Annotated in this window: 14 protein-coding genes; 11 read left to right on the top strand and 3 right to left on the bottom strand. The window is 64.9% G+C overall.

The genetic code is table 11. From position 1 onward, the window contains the following. Positions 1 to 133: 133 nt before the first annotated feature. The gene (locus DOD19_RS20065) at positions 134 to 1,090 is read right to left on the bottom strand and encodes a dihydrodipicolinate synthase family protein (protein ID WP_112187612.1); all 957 of its coding nucleotides are present in this window, start codon (positions 1,088 to 1,090) and stop codon (positions 134 to 136) included. A gap of 205 nt (positions 1,091 to 1,295) precedes the next feature. Between DOD19_RS20065 and DOD19_RS20070 the strand changes: the two genes are divergently transcribed. From DOD19_RS20070 to DOD19_RS20095, 6 genes are all read left to right on the top strand, one after another. After that, positions 1,296 to 2,210 (top strand): LysR family transcriptional regulator, encoded by a 915-nt coding sequence (locus DOD19_RS20070; RefSeq protein WP_112187614.1) that lies wholly within the window; start codon positions 1,296 to 1,298, stop codon positions 2,208 to 2,210. Positions 2,211 to 2,397: 187 nt separating this feature from the next. Next, complete coding sequence (locus tag DOD19_RS20075) at positions 2,398 to 3,990, top strand: MFS transporter (RefSeq protein ID WP_024979273.1); 1,593 nt, start codon at positions 2,398 to 2,400, stop codon at positions 3,988 to 3,990. A 58-nt stretch (positions 3,991 to 4,048) separates the two neighbouring features. After that, positions 4,049 to 4,546 carry a MarR family transcriptional regulator gene (locus DOD19_RS20080; protein WP_024979272.1) on the top strand — a complete coding sequence of 166 codons (498 nt, stop codon included), beginning with the start codon at positions 4,049 to 4,051 and terminating at the stop codon, positions 4,544 to 4,546. Positions 4,547 to 4,575: 29 nt separating this feature from the next. After that, a complete protein-coding gene (locus DOD19_RS20085) occupies positions 4,576 to 5,547 on the top strand; it encodes a magnesium and cobalt transport protein CorA (RefSeq protein ID WP_024979271.1) in 972 nt (323 codons plus the stop codon). Positions 5,548 to 5,557: 10 nt separating this feature from the next. Continuing rightward, positions 5,558 to 6,115, top strand: a complete 558-nt coding sequence (locus tag DOD19_RS20090; protein WP_112187616.1) for a DNA-3-methyladenine glycosylase I — start codon at positions 5,558 to 5,560, stop codon at positions 6,113 to 6,115. 73 nt (positions 6,116 to 6,188) lie between these two features. Next, positions 6,189 to 6,734, top strand: coding sequence for an NADPH-dependent FMN reductase (locus DOD19_RS20095; protein WP_092971265.1), 546 nt, complete (start codon positions 6,189 to 6,191; stop codon positions 6,732 to 6,734). 22 nt (positions 6,735 to 6,756) lie between these two features. On the opposite strand, the gene DOD19_RS20100 is transcribed toward DOD19_RS20095, so the two are convergent. Continuing rightward, on the bottom strand, positions 6,757 to 7,983 hold the full coding sequence (locus DOD19_RS20100) for a CynX/NimT family MFS transporter (protein WP_112187618.1): 1,227 nt from the start codon (positions 7,981 to 7,983) through the stop codon (positions 6,757 to 6,759). A gap of 94 nt (positions 7,984 to 8,077) precedes the next feature. After that, entirely contained in the window at positions 8,078 to 8,956 is an 879-nt protein-coding gene (locus DOD19_RS20105) for a DUF2520 domain-containing protein (protein ID WP_112187620.1), read from the bottom strand. Positions 8,957 to 9,110: 154 nt separating this feature from the next. Here DOD19_RS20105 and yddG point away from each other — a divergent pair, with 154 nt between their 5' ends. The 5 genes from yddG to DOD19_RS20130 all read left to right on the top strand — a co-directional run bounded on the left by yddG (position 9,111) and on the right by DOD19_RS20130 (position 16,310). Continuing rightward, positions 9,111 to 10,031, top strand: a complete 921-nt coding sequence (yddG, locus tag DOD19_RS20110) for an aromatic amino acid DMT transporter YddG (RefSeq protein WP_112187622.1) — start codon at positions 9,111 to 9,113, stop codon at positions 10,029 to 10,031. A 172-nt stretch (positions 10,032 to 10,203) separates the two neighbouring features. Continuing rightward, positions 10,204 to 10,359: a DUF3309 family protein gene (locus DOD19_RS20115; protein WP_004634893.1), complete on the top strand. Its 156-nt coding sequence runs from the start codon at positions 10,204 to 10,206 to the stop codon at positions 10,357 to 10,359. A 145-nt stretch (positions 10,360 to 10,504) separates the two neighbouring features. Continuing rightward, positions 10,505 to 12,064: an efflux transporter outer membrane subunit gene (locus tag DOD19_RS20120; RefSeq protein ID WP_112187624.1), complete on the top strand. Its 1,560-nt coding sequence runs from the start codon at positions 10,505 to 10,507 to the stop codon at positions 12,062 to 12,064. After that, positions 12,061 to 13,218, top strand: coding sequence for an efflux RND transporter periplasmic adaptor subunit (locus tag DOD19_RS20125; RefSeq protein WP_112187626.1), 1,158 nt, complete (start codon positions 12,061 to 12,063; stop codon positions 13,216 to 13,218). The genes DOD19_RS20120 and DOD19_RS20125 overlap by 4 nt, the downstream gene beginning before the upstream one ends. Further along, on the top strand, positions 13,215 to 16,310 hold the full coding sequence (locus DOD19_RS20130; protein ID WP_112187628.1) for an efflux RND transporter permease subunit: 3,096 nt from the start codon (positions 13,215 to 13,217) through the stop codon (positions 16,308 to 16,310). Before DOD19_RS20125 ends, DOD19_RS20130 begins: the two co-directional genes overlap by 4 nt. The last annotated feature ends 8 nt before the right edge of the window (positions 16,311 to 16,318 follow it).

The following is a 16,318-nucleotide window of genomic DNA, read 5'->3' on the forward strand; positions in this document are numbered from 1 at the left end:
ACGCCGGGCGTGGCGCTTTGATAGCGCTTGTATCACGCCCGGACGGGTACTGCTTTTGATGTGCACTCGACGACAACGCGGCAGCGCACACCGTGTGCTACGCGTTCAAGGCGTGGCCGGCAGCTTGCTTAACTTACGCGGCAAGAGGCTGCACCACACCTGCACCCGGGCCGGTGAGCCCGGCCGAGCGCATCGCGTTGGCAATGTCGATCTCCGCGCCGGGTTCCAGCGGCAGCAGCGGAGGGCGCACAGTGGCGTGCTCGAGGATGCCCCGTGCGACGAGCGCGTGCTTGAGCGCCACGGTGCCCTCCATGTGCGAGCCACGGTGGTAGACGTTCTTCGTGATCGGCAACAGCTTGTCGTGCAGGGCGCGCGCGCGCGGGTAGTCTTTCGCCTTGCCGGCCGCGATCAGTTCGATCAGCAGTTCGGGCGCGATGTTGCCGTATCCAACCAGTGCGCCGTCCACGTCGAACATGGTGTGCAGCAGGTATTCATCGTGGCAGGTCAGGATCTGCAGCTCCGGGTTCTCGCGACGGATCACGGGAATTTCGGTATCCCAGCGGCGCATGTTGCGTACGCCGTTTTTCATGGCGAACACGCCCGGCTGCGCGGCAATCTCCAGCTGCGTCTCCAGGTTGTACGTTGCCTTGGTCACGTCCGGATATTGGAAGAGGATCAGCGGCAGGCCACTTTCCTCATAGATGGCGCGATAGCGGTCCTGCGGTGCGCCCTTTTGGTAACCGAAGCGCAGCCAGCCGTGCGATGGATAGACCAGACCGGCCGAGGCTCCGGCTTTGACGGCACGCTTGGCCTCAGCGGCGGCCACCTGCGTGCCCTCGAGCGTGATGCCGGCGATGACCGGAAGCTTGCCGTCGACCGACTTCACGAAACTCTCGATCACGGCGGTTTGTTCATCCTGTGAAAGGAAGGTGCCTTCGCCGGCATGCCCGAGCACAACCAAGCCCTTCACGCCGTCAAAGCTACCGAGCCACTTGCCCAGGCGCTGGATGGCCGCGTGGTCGACAGCGCCATCGCGGGTGAACGGGGTCACGGGGGCCGGTACGAGGCCGCGCAGATCAATGTCTTTCATGGAGTCTCCTCACTAGTGGATCGATAGGTCTCTCCGGGGGCCGTCATGCCCGAGCCCCGGGGAGCGCTCGTCGCCGGCGAAGCCTTGGAACGCCTGGTGGTCAACGTGCTTGCGATGCAGTCTAGGGAGGCACTAGGCATGCCGGAAGAGTGAATTCCGGCATTTCAGATATACTGAATCAACATATCAGGACCGTGGGGACGCCGTGGATTACGCGGGCTGGAAATTGTTCATCGAAGCCGCCGAACTCGGCAGCCTGAGCAAAGTCGCATTGGCACACGGCACCACGCAGCCCCATATCAGCCGCCAGATTGCCGAGCTTGAGCAGGCAGCCGGCGGCCGGTTGTTTCAGCGCACGGGCCGCGGTGTAGTGTTGACCGAACTGGGGCAGCGCGTCGCCCCGAAGGTGCGGGCATGGCTGGCAGGTACCGAGCAGTTGGCCAACGATATTCAAAGTTCGGCCGGCAAGCCGATCGGCACCGTGCGCCTGGGCATCCTTCCCTCTACGGCGCATCCTCTGGTCAGCACACTGTATTACCGCCTGCGCGACCGCTATCCGCTCGTGCAGCTCAGCGTGCGCGAAGGCCAGGGTGCGCAGTTGGAAACGTGGCTGGAAGAAGGCAGCGTCGATCTGGCCCTGCTGTTCCGGCACAGCCCGACGCCAAAGCACGGCGACATCTACCTCACCGAAGCGGCGACCTATCTGGTGGGCACTCCCGGCGATCCACTTCTGGCTGAGCCCACCGTGCCGTTTGCGGCCCTCAACGGTCTACCGCTGGTTTCGTTCTGCCGGCCCAGCAGTTGGCGTGATTGGCTCGACCACCTCGCGACCCAGCGCGGCGTCTCTCTAAACGTCGTGGTGGAAGCGGATTCTCTCAGCCTGCAGACACGCATCGTTGAGGACGGCGGCATGTACGCGCTGCTGGGCCCATATGCCATCGCCAACGCCGTGCGCGAAGGACGGCTGCAAGCGGCCAAGGTTGTGGAACCGACCGTCTATCGATACATCGCGCTGGCGATGTCGCGGCATGGCGATCTGACGCTGGCCAGCCGCACGGTGATGCAACTTACTAAGGAGATCGCACAAACGGGAACGGCGGTCTCCGAGCATGGCCAGTAAAGAGAAGGAGAGCCGCCTTGGCACGCCTGCGCCCATGCGAACCACGAGCTACCTCGACAGACTTAATTTACATCCGACGGACTTTATTTTTCCCGATCACAGCGCAAGCAAGGCGGCCACGATTCCGTTAGACTATTAATTGACGCATCAATCGTTGATGCATCATTTGTATCGTCACTCCTCCGTCATGGCCGTCCACACCGCGCTCCCGCACTCCCATACCCAGGTCTTGCCGTTCAAGGAATCGCTCTTGGCGATGATCGGCATTTGCTTTGTCGTGGTTCTGGTCGCCTTCGACCAGACCGTGGTCGGCACAGCGCTGCCCACGGTGGTGGCTGAGCTGAAAGGCTTTGAGCTGTATGCGTGGGTGGCGACGTCGTATCTGTTGACGTCCGTGGTGACGGTGCCAATCTTTGGCCGCCTGGGAGATTTCTACGGGCGCAAGCCGTTTGTGATTGCCTCCATCGTGGTGTTCACGCTGGCGTCGGTCATGTGCGGCATGGCGGGCAGCATGACGTTTTTGGTGTGGTCGCGGGCGCTGCAGGGCATTGGCGGCGGCATGCTGGTTGGCACGGCCTACGCGTGCATTCCCGATCTCTTTCCGGATGCGCGTGTACGTTTGCGCTGGCAGGTAATGCTGAGCGCGTCGTTTGGTATTGCCAACGCCATAGGCCCGACGCTCGGCGGCTGGATGACGCAGGCGTTCGGCTGGCGATCGGTGTTCTACGTGAACATTCCGTTCGGTGTGTTGGGGCTGTGGTTTGCGTGGCGCTTTTTGCCGCATCTGCGCCAGAACGTGCACACCGGGCGTATCCGGCTGGACTGGCAGGGCGCGGTGCTGATCACGGTGGCGCTGGGTGCGCTGCAGTTGTTCGTGGAATGGCTGCCGCGGCATGGCCTGTCGCTGCCGCTGTTTGGTTGGCTGGTACTGTCGGCCGCGGCATTTGTGGCGCTGTGGTGGTGGGAGCAGCGTGCAGAGCAGCCGCTATTGCCGTTCGACATGCTGCGCAATCCGGCGCTGGCCGCGCTGTTCATGTTGGCGTTGCTGTCGGGCTTCTCGATGTTTGCGGTGCTGTTCTATGCACCGTTGCTGTTCCAGGGCGGGTTTGGCATGTCGCCGCAGGAAGCCGGCCTGGTGATTACGCCGCTGGTGGTGTGCATCACGCTGGGCAGCATCATCAACGGGCGCATCGTCACGCGCATTCCCAATCCCAACGCCATGCTGTATGCCGGCTTTGCGCTGCTGACAGTGGCGGTGGCCGGCATGTCGGTGTCGTCCAAGGGCATGCCGCATACGGTGCTGACGTTGCTGATGCTGCTGGCTGGGCTGGGCCTCGGTTTCGTGCTGCCCAATCTGACCGTGTTTGCACAGCAGACGGCCGGCCGTGCGCATCTGGGCATTGCTACGGCGCTGCTGCAATCGCTGCGCATGGTGGGCGGCATGGTGGGCACGGCGCTGGTCGGCACGCTGGTAAGCGAGCGCTATGCCTCGGGCGTTGCCAATGCGCTAAGCGCTGACAGCGCGATGCAGTGGCTGCGCCAGCTTGCCGATCCCGAAATTCTCATCGATCATGACTCGCAAGCCGCGTTGCTCTCGCAGTTGCATGCTGCCGGCCACGACGGTACGGCGCTGCTCGAAGCCGCGCGACACGTGCTGGTCAGTGCCATCCATATCGGCCTGATCGTGGCGACGGTGGTGGCGCTGATCGGCCTCTGGTATGTGCGCCGCGTGCCGCCCGTGGTGCTGCACCATGTCGAGCCTGTGCAACATACGGAATAGGCGAGACACGCCGGAGCGGTTAGGATGCGCGGTTCCCCAGCAATCTCAGCCCTGATCGATGACCTCTGAACGCGAACGCTTCGCCGTCATGCACCAGTTCGGCCGCACCTATCGTGCGTTCATGGCCGCCTTCGAGGCGCATGTCGGCCAGCCAATGCCGCGCTGGCGCATCCTGCTGGCGCTGCATGACAACACCGGCGGCGGCATGGCCCAGAAGCAGCTCGCCGAGCGCCTGCAGATGGACCCTGGCGCGCTTACCCGCCAGCTTAAAGTGCTGGAGCAGCTCGGCTGGATTGAACGCACCACCGATGCGCGCGACAACCGCCTGACCAACGTGTCGCTGTCAGACGCAGGCCTGGCCATCGTGCTCGAATGCATGCCGCGCCGCATCGCCTTCATCAATGCCACGCTCGACGGGCTGCCGGACGACCTCGTCCACGCGCTGTCCGAAGCGCTGGCGCAAATCGAAACGCGCCTGGCCGAAGTGCCGGCGCTGGCCACCGCGGCCTCCACCGCATCCGATATCAAGACCGCAGATCGGCCCGCAGACCGCTAATGCGTGCCGAATGCGTTCCGGAGACAACCATGTCCATGGTGATCAACAGCGCGCTGTACCGAAACGGCAAGCGCGAACGTGACCTTTCCGTCGAGGCCATCAGCGACGTGCTGCACACGCCGGGCTCGTTTGTGTGGCTAGGTCTGCATGAGCCGGACAACGCCATGCTCGACCGCGTGCAGGAGGAATTCGGCCTGCACGATCTCGCCATTGAAGACGCGCGCAACGCGCACCAGCGGCCCAAGCTGGAGCTGTACGGCGACGTGCTGTTCATCGTGCTGAACACCGCGCAAATGGAAGGCGGCAACGTCGTCTTTGGTGAGACACACCTGTTTGTCGGCAGGGACTTTCTCGTCTCGGTGCGGCATGGGCCGTCGGCGTCGTATTCGCCGGTGCGCGAGCGCTGCGAGCGCACGCCGCAACTGCTGGCCAAAGGCGCACCGTTTGCGTTGTACGCGGTGATGGACTTTGTGGTCGACAACTATCAGCCGGTGCTTGAACGCCTGCAGGAAGAGTTCGAGCACATCGAAAGCCAGATCTTTGGCGACACGTTCGATCGCGCGGCCATCGAGCGGCTCTATACGCTCAAGCGCCAGCTTCTGCGGCTGCGCAATGCCGCGTTGCCCGTTGAAGACATTGCCGGCCAACTCGTGCGCCTGCATGACGACGTGGTGCCCAAAGAGCTGCGCGCGTATTTTCGCGATATTGCCGACCATGCGCACCGCGCGGTGGGCGCACTCGACGTGATTCGGGAAATGCTGACCACGGCCATCTCCGTGAACGTGGCGCTGGTGTCGGTCACGCAGAACGACATCGTGAAGCGGTTGGCAGGGTGGGGCGCTATTCTGGCAATTCCAACCGTGGTGTTCAGCAACTACGGCATGAACTTCAAGGGCATGCCGGAGCTGGAGCATCCGGCTGGGTACCCCATCGTGCTGGCGTGCACGGCCACCGCTTGCGTGTGGCTGTATCGCAAGTTGCGCAAATCGGGCTGGATCTAGGAGACACGAGATGGCGCGCTGCTGCTGGGCGGGCGAAGACCCGCTGATGATCGCGTACCACGACACCGAGTGGGGCGTGCCCTCGCACGATGATCGTCACCTCTACGAGATGCTGATCCTGGAGGGCGCGCAGGCCGGTTTGTCGTGGCAGACCATTCTGCGCAAGCGGGCGCGCTACCAGGAAGTGTTCGAGGGGTTTGATGCCGCACGCGTGGCGCGCTTCACGCCGGCACGCATCGAAAAGCTGCTCGCTGATCCGGGCATCGTGCGCAATCGCGCCAAGGTGGAAGGCGCCGTCATCAACGCGTGCAAGGTGCTGGAGCTTCAGGAAGAAATGGGTTCGCTCGACGCATTCCTGTGGGCGTTTGTCGATGGCAAGACCATCGTCAACCGCTGGGACAGCTACCGCGATGCACCCGCAGCGACTGATGCGTCCAAGGCGATGAGCAAGGCGCTGGTCAAGCGCGGTTTCAAGTTCGTCGGCCCGACCATCTGTTACGCCTTCATGCAGGCCACCGGCATGGTCGATGATCATGAAGCCGGGTGCTTTCGCGCCGGGAAGGCATAACGCTCAGGGCCCTTTTTGATGCGGCGAATGTCCGTTATTCTCGCCAGTCCCAACATTGACGGAGTCGTTCTTCATGTCGCTGAATTTTCTCGGCATTGCCGGCAGTCTGCGCCGCAAATCCACCAACCAGGGTCTGCTGCGCGCAGCGTCCACGCGCGTGCCCGCCGGCGTTGAAATGGACGTGGCCGACCTGACGGATATTCCGTTCTACAACGCCGACATTACGGACAAGCCCGCTTCGGTGGTGCGCGTGCTCGAACAGATCGGGCGCGCCGATGCGCTTGTGCTGGCCTGCCCTGAATACAACTACTCGCTGGCGCCGGCGCTGAAGAACATTCTGGACTGGGCCTCGCGCGAGCCCAACAACGCGTTGCTGGCAGGCAAGCCGGTCGCGATCCTGGGCGCGGGCGGCGGCATGGGCACGTCGCGCGCGCAGTACCACCTGCGTCAGGTGTGCGTGTATCTGGACCTGCATCCGTTGAACAAGCCGGAAGTGTTTGCCAACGCGTTTGCTGGCGGCTTCACCGCCGATGGCGATCTCACTGACGAGCGCATCGCCGGCCTGATCACCGAGCAGATGCAGGCGCTGGCCAACTGGACGTTGAAGCACAAGGCTTGAATGAAGCCTTGCAGTAGATGAATTACTCGCCGGCGTGCAGCGTGCGGTTGCGCCCGGCGAGCGAGCCCGCCACGAGCGAGGCCAGCGCAATTGCGCTGAACAGCCAGCCCATCACGGCCCAGCTGCCGGTCAGATCGTGCAGCACCCCCATGAGATACGGCCCCGCAGCGGCCATGGTGTAGCCAATGCCCTGCGTCATGGCCGACAGGCTTGCCGCCACGCGCGTATCGGCCGAGCGCAGCACGATCAGCGACAGCGCCACGCTGAAGTTGCCGCCCTGGCCAAGCCCCAGCAACACCGCCCACCACCACAGCGTTGACAGCGGCGCATCTAGGCAGCCGATCAGGCCAGCCCAGCACATCAGCATCATCAGGTACACGGCGGGGCGCTGATCGCGCCCGAGCCGCGCCACGAATGGTCCGCCCAGCGCGGTAATGAGCTGCACAAGAATCGACACCGCGACCACCATGCCCGACTGCACGGCAGATAGCCCGCGGTCTTGCAGGATCACGGGCAGCCAGCCGAACACGCAATACGCCAGCGACGATTGCAGCCCCATGTAGAGCGTTACCTGCCAGGCGATAGGCTTGTTCCACAGTGACACGCGCTGAAGCCGAGTGGCTGCGCCCTTGCCGTGCGCATGCCGCATATGCGGCCACCAGCCGACAAAGGCCAGCAGCGCGGGCAGCGCCCAGAATGCCAGCGCGGGCTGCCAGCCGCCCAGCCATGCCGAAAGGGGCGCGCTGGCACCGGCTGCCACCGCGGCACCAAAGCACAGCGCCATGGTGTAGACCCCGGTCATCAGGTCAGCCTGCCGGCCGAAATCCCGCTTGACGATGCCCGGCAACAGAATGCCCGTCACGCCAATGCAGGCGCCCGCTGCCAGCGTGCCGATGAACAGCGGTGCAACGCCGCCCGCGCTGCGCAAGGCTATGCCCGCCGCCAGCGCAATCAGCAAGCCGCCCACTGCGCGTTCTGCACCAAAGCGCCGAGCCAACACCGCGGCCGCTGGCGCAAACAAGCCCAGACACAGCACAGGCAGGGTCGTCAGCAACCCCGCCGTGGCGCCCGACAGCCCCGTGCCAACCGCCACCTGTTTGAGCACGGGCGACAGGCTTGACAGCGCCGGCCGCAGGTTCACGCCCACCAGCACCAGCCCGACAACCAGCAGGATCAGCGCGCCGGACGACGGGCGGTCTGCAGCGTCATGCGCAGCAGGAGATGGCGATGTGTGTGGACGTTGGGACATGGCAGAACGGGCGTGCAAGCAAGCTGCCGATTGTAGGCCGCGCGCCGGATTGGTGCATGTGCGCCATCCAATGCCAATGATCCCGACTCCGTAATTACGTTGGATTAAGGCGCGCAGCGAGGTCTGCCAGCACGTCTGCGGAAGGCGCGCCGCGTTCGGCTGCCAGGGCCAGTGCACGCCTTGTGAGTGCGGTGTACAGCGCGGCGTGATCGGTGCCCAGTGCTTCCAGCGCTTGCAGGTGTTTGTCGATGACGCCGCCGTCTCCGCGCGAGACCGGACCTGCCAGTGCCCCAGCCAGGCCACGGGCGCGTGCCGCAGCCAGCGTGCCGTCCACCAGCGGCCACATGGCGGCCACAGCGGCATCACGGTCGATGCCCGCGGCCTCCCACAACGTGGCGGCTTCATGGAGTGCGCACAGCAGGAAGCTGGCCGCGTAGTTGGCACCGGCGTGATACAGGGCACGTTGCCCGGCACGCACCTTCAACGGCGTGCAGCCGAGCCGCAGTGCAAAGCTGGCGAGCGCCGCGTCGTGTGGCGCATTGGCGTCAATGGCGATGGAGGCGCCGCCCAGACGTTCGGCATCGTCCGGCAAACCGGCAAACAGCAACAGCGGGTGAAAGCTGGCGGTATCCGCGCCGGCTTGGCGGGCGGCGTCCAGCAAGTCGCGCTCGCCGGCACCGCTGCAGTGGATGACGAGTTGGCCGGGTCGCCAGCGGATGTTATCGACCACGCCCGGGATGGCGTCATCCGGCACGGTCACGAACACCCAGTCGGCGCTATCCGCCACGCCTTGCGGGTTGACCGCCTTCGCGCCTGTGGCTTGCGCGAGCCACGCGGCGGGCCCGGTCGAGCGGTTGGCAACCGCCACGGTGCGTACGCCCGCACCATGCGCCCGAGTGGCCAATGCCCGCGCCAGCCGCCCCGCGCCGATCCAGCCCACCGAGACCGGCGTTTCGATTGCAAAAGACGTCATGGCAAACCTCGATTTTTCATGGCCTGCATCTTATAGCGAAGCCACTTCAGGTGATCGGGCGGTACGGCCGGTAAACTGCACGCCTTCGCCTGCAGCGTTGGGCCGCGCGCGAACAAACGGTTTTTAGGTGGACATGTCAGTGCAGGCAGGCGTTATGCAAAGCAAAAGTAGGGCAACCCTCATCGGGCTCATCGCGGTGCTGTTGTGGAGTTCGATCGTCGGGTTGATCCGGGGCGTGAGCCAGCATCTCGGCGCCGTAGGTGGCGCTGCCATGATCTATACCGTCGCGTCGGTGCTGTTGGTATTCACCGTCGGCTTCCATAATTTGAAGACGTTTCCGCGGCGCTATCTGGTGTGGGGCAGCCTGTTGTTCGTGTCGTACGAGCTGTGCCTCTCGCTGTCGATCGGTTATGCCAATAGCGGGCGGCAGGCGATCGAGGTCGGCATGGTCAATTACCTATGGCCGACGTTCACGATGCTGTCTGCCATTGCCTTCAACAAGCAGCGGGCGAATGCCCTGATCATGCCGGGTGTCCTTGTTTCCATCCTCGGGATTTGCTTTGTGCTGGGCGGTGAGCAGGGGCTGGACATCGCCGGCATGGCCGAGAACGTCAAGGACAACCCGCTCAGTTACGGACTGGCGTTCACGGGCGCGGTGATCTGGGCGGCGTATTGCACCGTCACCAGCCGAATTGCCGAGGGCAAGAACGGTGCAACGCTGTTCTTCATCCTGACGGCGCTGGCCCTGTGGATCAAGTTTTTCGCCACGGGCGGCGGGGCGATGCATTTCAGCGTGTCGGCGCTGGTCTACCTTGCGTTGGCCGCGTCAGCAATGGGCTTCGGTTACGCGGCCTGGAACGTCGGCATCCTGCATGGCAACGTCACGGTGTTGGCGACCGCGTCGTATTTCATCCCCGTGTTTTCTGCTGCCTTGGCCGCTGCGCTGTTGCACGCTCCGCTGTCGTTCGCGTTCTGGAAGGGCGCATTGATGGTGGTTGCCGGGTCGATCCTGTGCTGGCTTGCGACGCGTGGCGGTCGTGCAAAGACGTTGTCTTCGCCCAAGTCTTCCGCCTGACATAAGAACGGCCGCACGCGGGCATCCGCAGTGTTTAATATTCGCAATTAACTGCCAGGATTTTAAAAAAACCGCAGATATAGCCAGCACGGGAACGGGGCGTGCTAGATGCCGGGTAAGCCGCTGCGCCACGACGGAACGGCGGCATACCAACACAGAAACAGGAGGCATCATGTTGAGCACCATTCTCATCATCGTTCTCATCTTGCTGCTGATCGGCGCGCTGCCGTCGTGGCCGTACAGCCGGGGTTGGGGCTACGGGCCGACGGGCGGGCTTGGGCTGATTGTGGTGATCGTGGTCATTCTTGTGCTGCTGGGCTATATCTGACGCCACGATTGACGTCGATGGGCGCGTGGTTCTGAGCATCGCCTGACCGGTTGCCGAGGGGTTGGCTGAGCACCGTAGCGGGGCGAGTGTCTTGCAGACGCTTGACTGGGCATAATCCCAGCTGCGTTCCCGAAGGACACTTCCCATGAAGACAGGTCGACACGCCGTTAGCCGCGCGCCCGGCGGTCGTGCCCGATTCGCTCCGCTGATGCTGGCCCTGGTGCTGGCCGGTTGCGCGGTCGGGCCCGATTACCACACGCCGCCCCTGAGCGGCACCGAAGCCCCGCAAGCTTGGCACGCCACGCTGCCGCACCACGGCAGCCGCATGGCGCTGGCGCACTGGTGGGAGCAGTTTCACGACCCCGTGCTGACTCAATTGGTGGAGCAGGCAGACGCGACCAGCCCGACGATCGCGCAAGCGGTCGGCCGCGTGCGCGAAGCGCGTGCGAGCGTTTCCACCAGCCAGGCGGGGCTGTTGCCGCAACTGAAAGGCTCAGGCTCAGCCACGCGGCAGGGCGGGTTTGGCGGCAGCCAGTTTGCCGGCGGTGCGGGTGGGGTGTCTGCGGGGGCGCTGAATCCGACCCTGGGTTTGGGCACGATCACCACCTTGGCGGCGCAGGCCGATGCGTCGTGGGAAATCGATCTCTTCGGCGGTAAACGCCGCAGCCTGGAAGGTGCCGATGCGCGTCTGACTGCCAGTGAAGCCGACTGGCACGACGCGCGCGTATCGCTCGCCGCCGAAGTGGCCAATGCTTATTTGCAGCAACGCGAGTGCGAGGCGCTGGTCAACATCGGCGCGGCAACGCTGTCGTCCCGGCAGGAAACGCTGCAACTCACTGAACGTAAATTCCGCGCGGGCTTTGTCGCGCCGGCTGATTTTGCACAAGCGCAAGCCACGGTGGGCGATGCCGTCAATGCGCTGGAAGGCCAGCGTGCGCAATGTGCGCAGGGCATCGACAAGCTCGTCACGCTCACCGGCATGGATCACGATGCGCTGAACGGGTTGCTGTCCAAGGCCAGCGCGCAGATTCCGGCACCGCCCGATGCGGGCGTGCCCGATGTGCCGGCGCAGGTGCTGTCGCAACGGCCGGATGTGTCGTCGGCAGAGCGCGCGGTTGCGGGAGCAAGCGCCGATATCGGTGTGGCGGTCGCGAGCCGTTTGCCGTCGATCACGCTGGCGGGCACCATCGGCATCAATTCGTACCGCCTTGGCGGGCAATCGTTGACAAGCAAGTCCTGGTCGTTCGGGCCGTCGGTGTCATTGCCGATCTTTGACGGCGGCACGGGCGCGGCGCGCGTGGAAACGGCGCGCGCCCGTTACGACCAGGCGCTGGCCAGCTATCGCAGCAAGGTGCGTCAAGCGGTGCAGGAAGTGGAAGATGCACTGGTGCGCCTGGACGCGTCCGACCGCCGTGTCGACGCAGCCACGATGGCCGATGCCCAATACGCAAAGGTGCTGGAAGCGTCCAACGCCCGCTACCGCCTGGGCGCGGGCAGCCTGCTGCAGCTGGAAGACGTGCGGCGTACGGCGTTGCAGGCTTCGCAATCGCTGGCAGCCGTCAAGCTTGAACGCGCGCAGGCCTGGGTTGCGTTGTACAAGGCCGTGGGCGGCGGCTGGCGCGACGACGCACCCAACGCTTATCCCGATAACAAGACCACTGCGCCGACCGCACAGGGCCGCGCGCATACCGGAAGCGCTTCATGACAGGACAACGAGTTTGGATGGCCGCGCTGGCCGTGATGCTGGCCGGCGCGCTTGCTGCGTGCGGCAAATCTGCGGAGAGCAAGAACAAGGAACAGCCGCCTGCCAAACCGGCGCTGGCCGTCAACGTTGCGCATCTGGCGCAGCACGTGTGGCCCCGCGCCGCCACGGCCAGCGGTGCCGTGCAGCCGTGGCAGGAAGCCAGCATCGGCGCCGAGGTGAACGGGTTGAAGCTGGCGGAAGTGCTCGTCAACGTGGGCGATGTGGTCAAGCAAGGCCAACTGCTTGCGCGCTTGTCGGATGAAACCGTGCGCGCCGACGTGGCAGCCCAACGCGCCAGCCTGGCCGAAGCCGAAGCCTCGGCCGCGCAAGCTGCAGGCGAGGCCCACCGTGCGCATGAACTCGACAAGAGCGGTGCGATCAGCCAACAGGATCTGGTCCAGTACGACACGCAGGCCAAGACCGCGGCTGCCAAGCTGGCCGCAGCCCGTGCGCAGTTCGAGAGCCAGCAATTGCGCTTGCGCTACACGCGTGTGGTCGCGCCGGACGACGGCGTGATCAGCGCACGCTCGGCCACCGTGGGCGCCGTGGTGTCTTCCGGCACCGAACTCTTCAAGCTCATCCGCAAGAACCGCCTGGAATGGCGCGCTGAAATGCACGGCGACGTCCTGCCCCGCATCCAGCCCGGCCAGGCCGCGCGCCTGCGCCGCATGGATGGCGGCGTGGTGAACGGCCGCGTGCGCCAAGTCGCCCCCACCGTCGACGCCAACACGCGCAATGGTCTCGTCTATGTCGACCTGCCGCCGGAAGCTGCAGCCTCAGGCGTAAAGGCGGGCATGTATCTCTCGGGCGATGTGCTGCTGGGCGATGCGCCGGCCGCGACATTGCCGGAGACCGCCGTGTTCTCACGCGATGGCTACGACTACGTGATGGTGATCGGCCAGCAAGGCCGCGTGCGGCAGACCAAGGTAACGGTTGGCCGCCGCCAGGACGGGCAAGTCGAAATCGTGCAAGGCATCGGCGCGAATGACGGCGTGGTCGCTGCAGGCGCGGCATTCCTGAGCGATGGCGATGTGGTGCGTGTGGCCGCTGCCGGTGCAGCCTCCGCGCCCGCGGCACCAACCACAGCGGCGACCGCAGCCGGAGCCAAGCCATGAACTTTTCTGCCTGGGCGATCCGCAAGCCGATCCCGTCGATCCTGCTGTTCATCCTGATCACGGTGGCGGGGCTGGTCTCGTTCAAGATGCTGTCGATCCAGAACTTTCCCGACATCGACTTTCCTGCCGTATCCGTGACGGCCAGCCTGCCGGGCGCCACGCCCACGCAGATGGAAACCGAAGTCACGCGCAAGATCGAAGACAGCATTGCCAGCATCGGCGCGATCAAGCACATCACGTCCACCATCAACGACGGCAGCTCGACCACGATGGTCGAGTTCCAGCTTGAGAAGGATGTGCAGGAGGCCGTGAACGACGTGCGCGATGCGGTCAGCCGTATCCGCGCGCAGCTGCCGTCCGACGTGCAGGAGCCGGTCATCTCCCGCGTGACATTCGCAAGCCTCCCGGTGCTGACGTACGCCGTGGAAGCAACCGACATGGACGCGGAGGACCTCTCCTGGTTTGTCGACAACACGGTCAACAAGCGGTTGCTGTCGGTGCACGGCGTGGCCAAAGTGACGCGCCAGGGCGGTGTGGACCGCGAAGTGCGGGTGCAGCTCGACCCGGTGCGCTTGCAGGCATTGAACGTTTCAGCGGCAGACATCAGCGCGCAAGTGCGCGGCATGCAGCAGGAAGCGCCGGGTGGGCGCGGCAACATCGGTGGGCAGGAGCAGGCAGTCCGCACGCTTGGCACCGTGAAGAGCGCGCGTGAACTGGCGCAGATGGACATCCCGTTGTCGGACGGCCGGCGCATTCGCTTGTCAGATGTTGCTGACGTGCGCGACACGGCGGCCGAGCCACGCCAGATGGCGCTGTTCGACGGCAAGCCCGTCGTCAGCTTCCAGGTGTTCCGCTCGCGCGGCGCGAGCGAAATCTCGGTGGCCAAAGGTGTGCGCGACGCGCTGGCCGCATTGCAGGCCGAACGGCCCAATGTGCATGTGACCGAGGTCTACAACATGGTCAAGCCGGTGTCGGATGCGTACACCGCGTCGATGCACGCGCTGTACGAGGGCGCCATCCTGGCGGTGATCGTCGTGTGGCTGTTCCTGCGCGATTGGCGGGCCACGTTCGTGTCGGCGGTGGCGCTGCCGCTGTCGATCATCCCGACCTTCGCGGCCATGCAGTTGCTCGACTTCACGCTCAACGGGATCACGCTGCTGGCGCTCACGCTGGTGGTCGGGATTCTCGTCGACGATGCCATCGTGGAGGTGGAGAACATCGTGCGCCACCTGCGCAACGGCAAGAAGCCGTTTGAGGCCGCCATGGAAGCGGCGCAGGAAATTGGTCTGGCCGTGGTGGCGACGTCGCTCACGCTGGTGGCGGTGTTTCTGCCCACGGCCTTCATGGGCGGCATCTCGGGCAAGTTCTTCAAGCAGTTCGGGTGGACGGCTTCGCTGGCGGTGCTGGCCTCGTTGCTGGTGGCGCGGCTGCTCACGCCCATGATGGCCGCCTACATGCTCAAGCCGCAGGACGAACCCAACCGCGACGGTTGGGTCATGACGCGCTACCTGCAGGCGGCACGCTGGTGCCTCGTGCACCCGTGGAAAACGGGCGGTATGGCGGCGGCGTTCTTCGTCGTGTCGGTCGCCATCATCGGGCTGATTCCGGCGACGTTCCTGCCGCCCGAAGACTGGGCGCAGCTTCAGATGACGGTGGAAAGCCCGCCCGGCAGCACGATCGCCCAGACACGCGAGAACACCGAGCGTGTGCGCAAGATCGTGATGCAGCACAAGGAAGTCCGTCACGTCTATACGGCCATCGGCTCGGGCGTGATGGCCGGCGTGCCGGGCTCCAGCGGCGGCGAGGTGCGCAACGGCACGCTCACGATCTCGCTCACCGGCCGGCATGATCGACACATCAAGCAGCAGGACGTCCAGCGCCAGTTGCGCGAAATGCTGGAAGGCGTGCCGGGCGTGCGGATCTCGTTCGGCGCCGTGGGCTCCGGCGAGCAACTCCAGGTGGTGCTGACCGGCGACGACCCCGCCACGCTTCAGCAGGCCGCACGCGATGTGATGCGCGATCTGCGGACCGTGCCGGGGCTTGGTGCGGTGACCTCGTCGGCGAGTTTGCTGCGGCCCGAAGTCGTCATCCGCCCCGACTTTGCGCGCGCTGCGCAACAAGGGGTGACAGCCGCCGCCATCGGCCAGGCCGTGCGCGTGGCAACCGCCGGCGACTACGACGTCAACCTGCCGAAGCTGAACCTGCCCGAGCGGCAGGTGTACATCCGTGTTGAACTCGATCCGAAGGCACGCAACCAGATCGACACGATCCGCCAGTTGCGCGTGCCGGGCCGCAATGGCGCGGTGCCTCTGGAAAACATCGCCGATATTTCCATCGGCAGTGGCCCGGCGCAGATCGACCGCTATGACCGCAGCCGCAACGTCACCATCAGCGTGGGGCTGGAGGGGCGGGCGCTGGGCGATACCAACATGGCGGTGGAGGCGCTGCCGTCCATCAAGAACTTGCCGCAAGGCGTTCGCCGCATTGCCTCCGGCGATGTGGAGGGCATGCAGGAGCTGTTCAGCAGCTTCTTCCTCGCCATGTTCGCGGGTGTGCTGTGCGTGTATGCGGTGCTGGTGCTGCTGTTCCACGACTTCACGCAGCCGGTGACGATTCTGGCGGCGCTGCCGCTGTCGGTGGGCGGCGCGTTTGGGCTCTTGGCGCTGTTCGGCTTCAGCTTGTCACTGCCGGCGTTGATCGGCTTGCTGATGCTGATGGGCATCGTGACCAAGAACTCGATCCTGCTGGTCGAATATGCCATCGTTGCGCGGCGCGATCTCGCCATGTCGCGCACCGAGGCCATCATCGATGCCTGCCACAAGCGCGCGCGCCCCATCGTCATGACCACGGTGGCCATGACGGCCGGCATGGTGCCGATGGCGCTGGGTCTGGAAGGCGATGCGGGTTTTCGCGCGCCGATGGCCGTGGCGGTGATCGGCGGCCTGCTCACTTCCACGCTGCTGAGCCTGCTGGTGGTGCCGGTGGTGTTCGAGAAGGTGGATGACTTCAAGGAGTGGACGCTGCGCAAGTTCCGTGGCGTGCGCCATCACGGGCACAGAGCTGAGCCTGTACCACAGCAGGAGCAGCGTTAACGGCAGCG

The organism is Ralstonia sp. GX3-BWBA, assembly GCF_003290055.1.
GTDB classification, from domain to species: domain Bacteria; phylum Pseudomonadota; class Gammaproteobacteria; order Burkholderiales; family Burkholderiaceae; genus Ralstonia; species Ralstonia holmesii.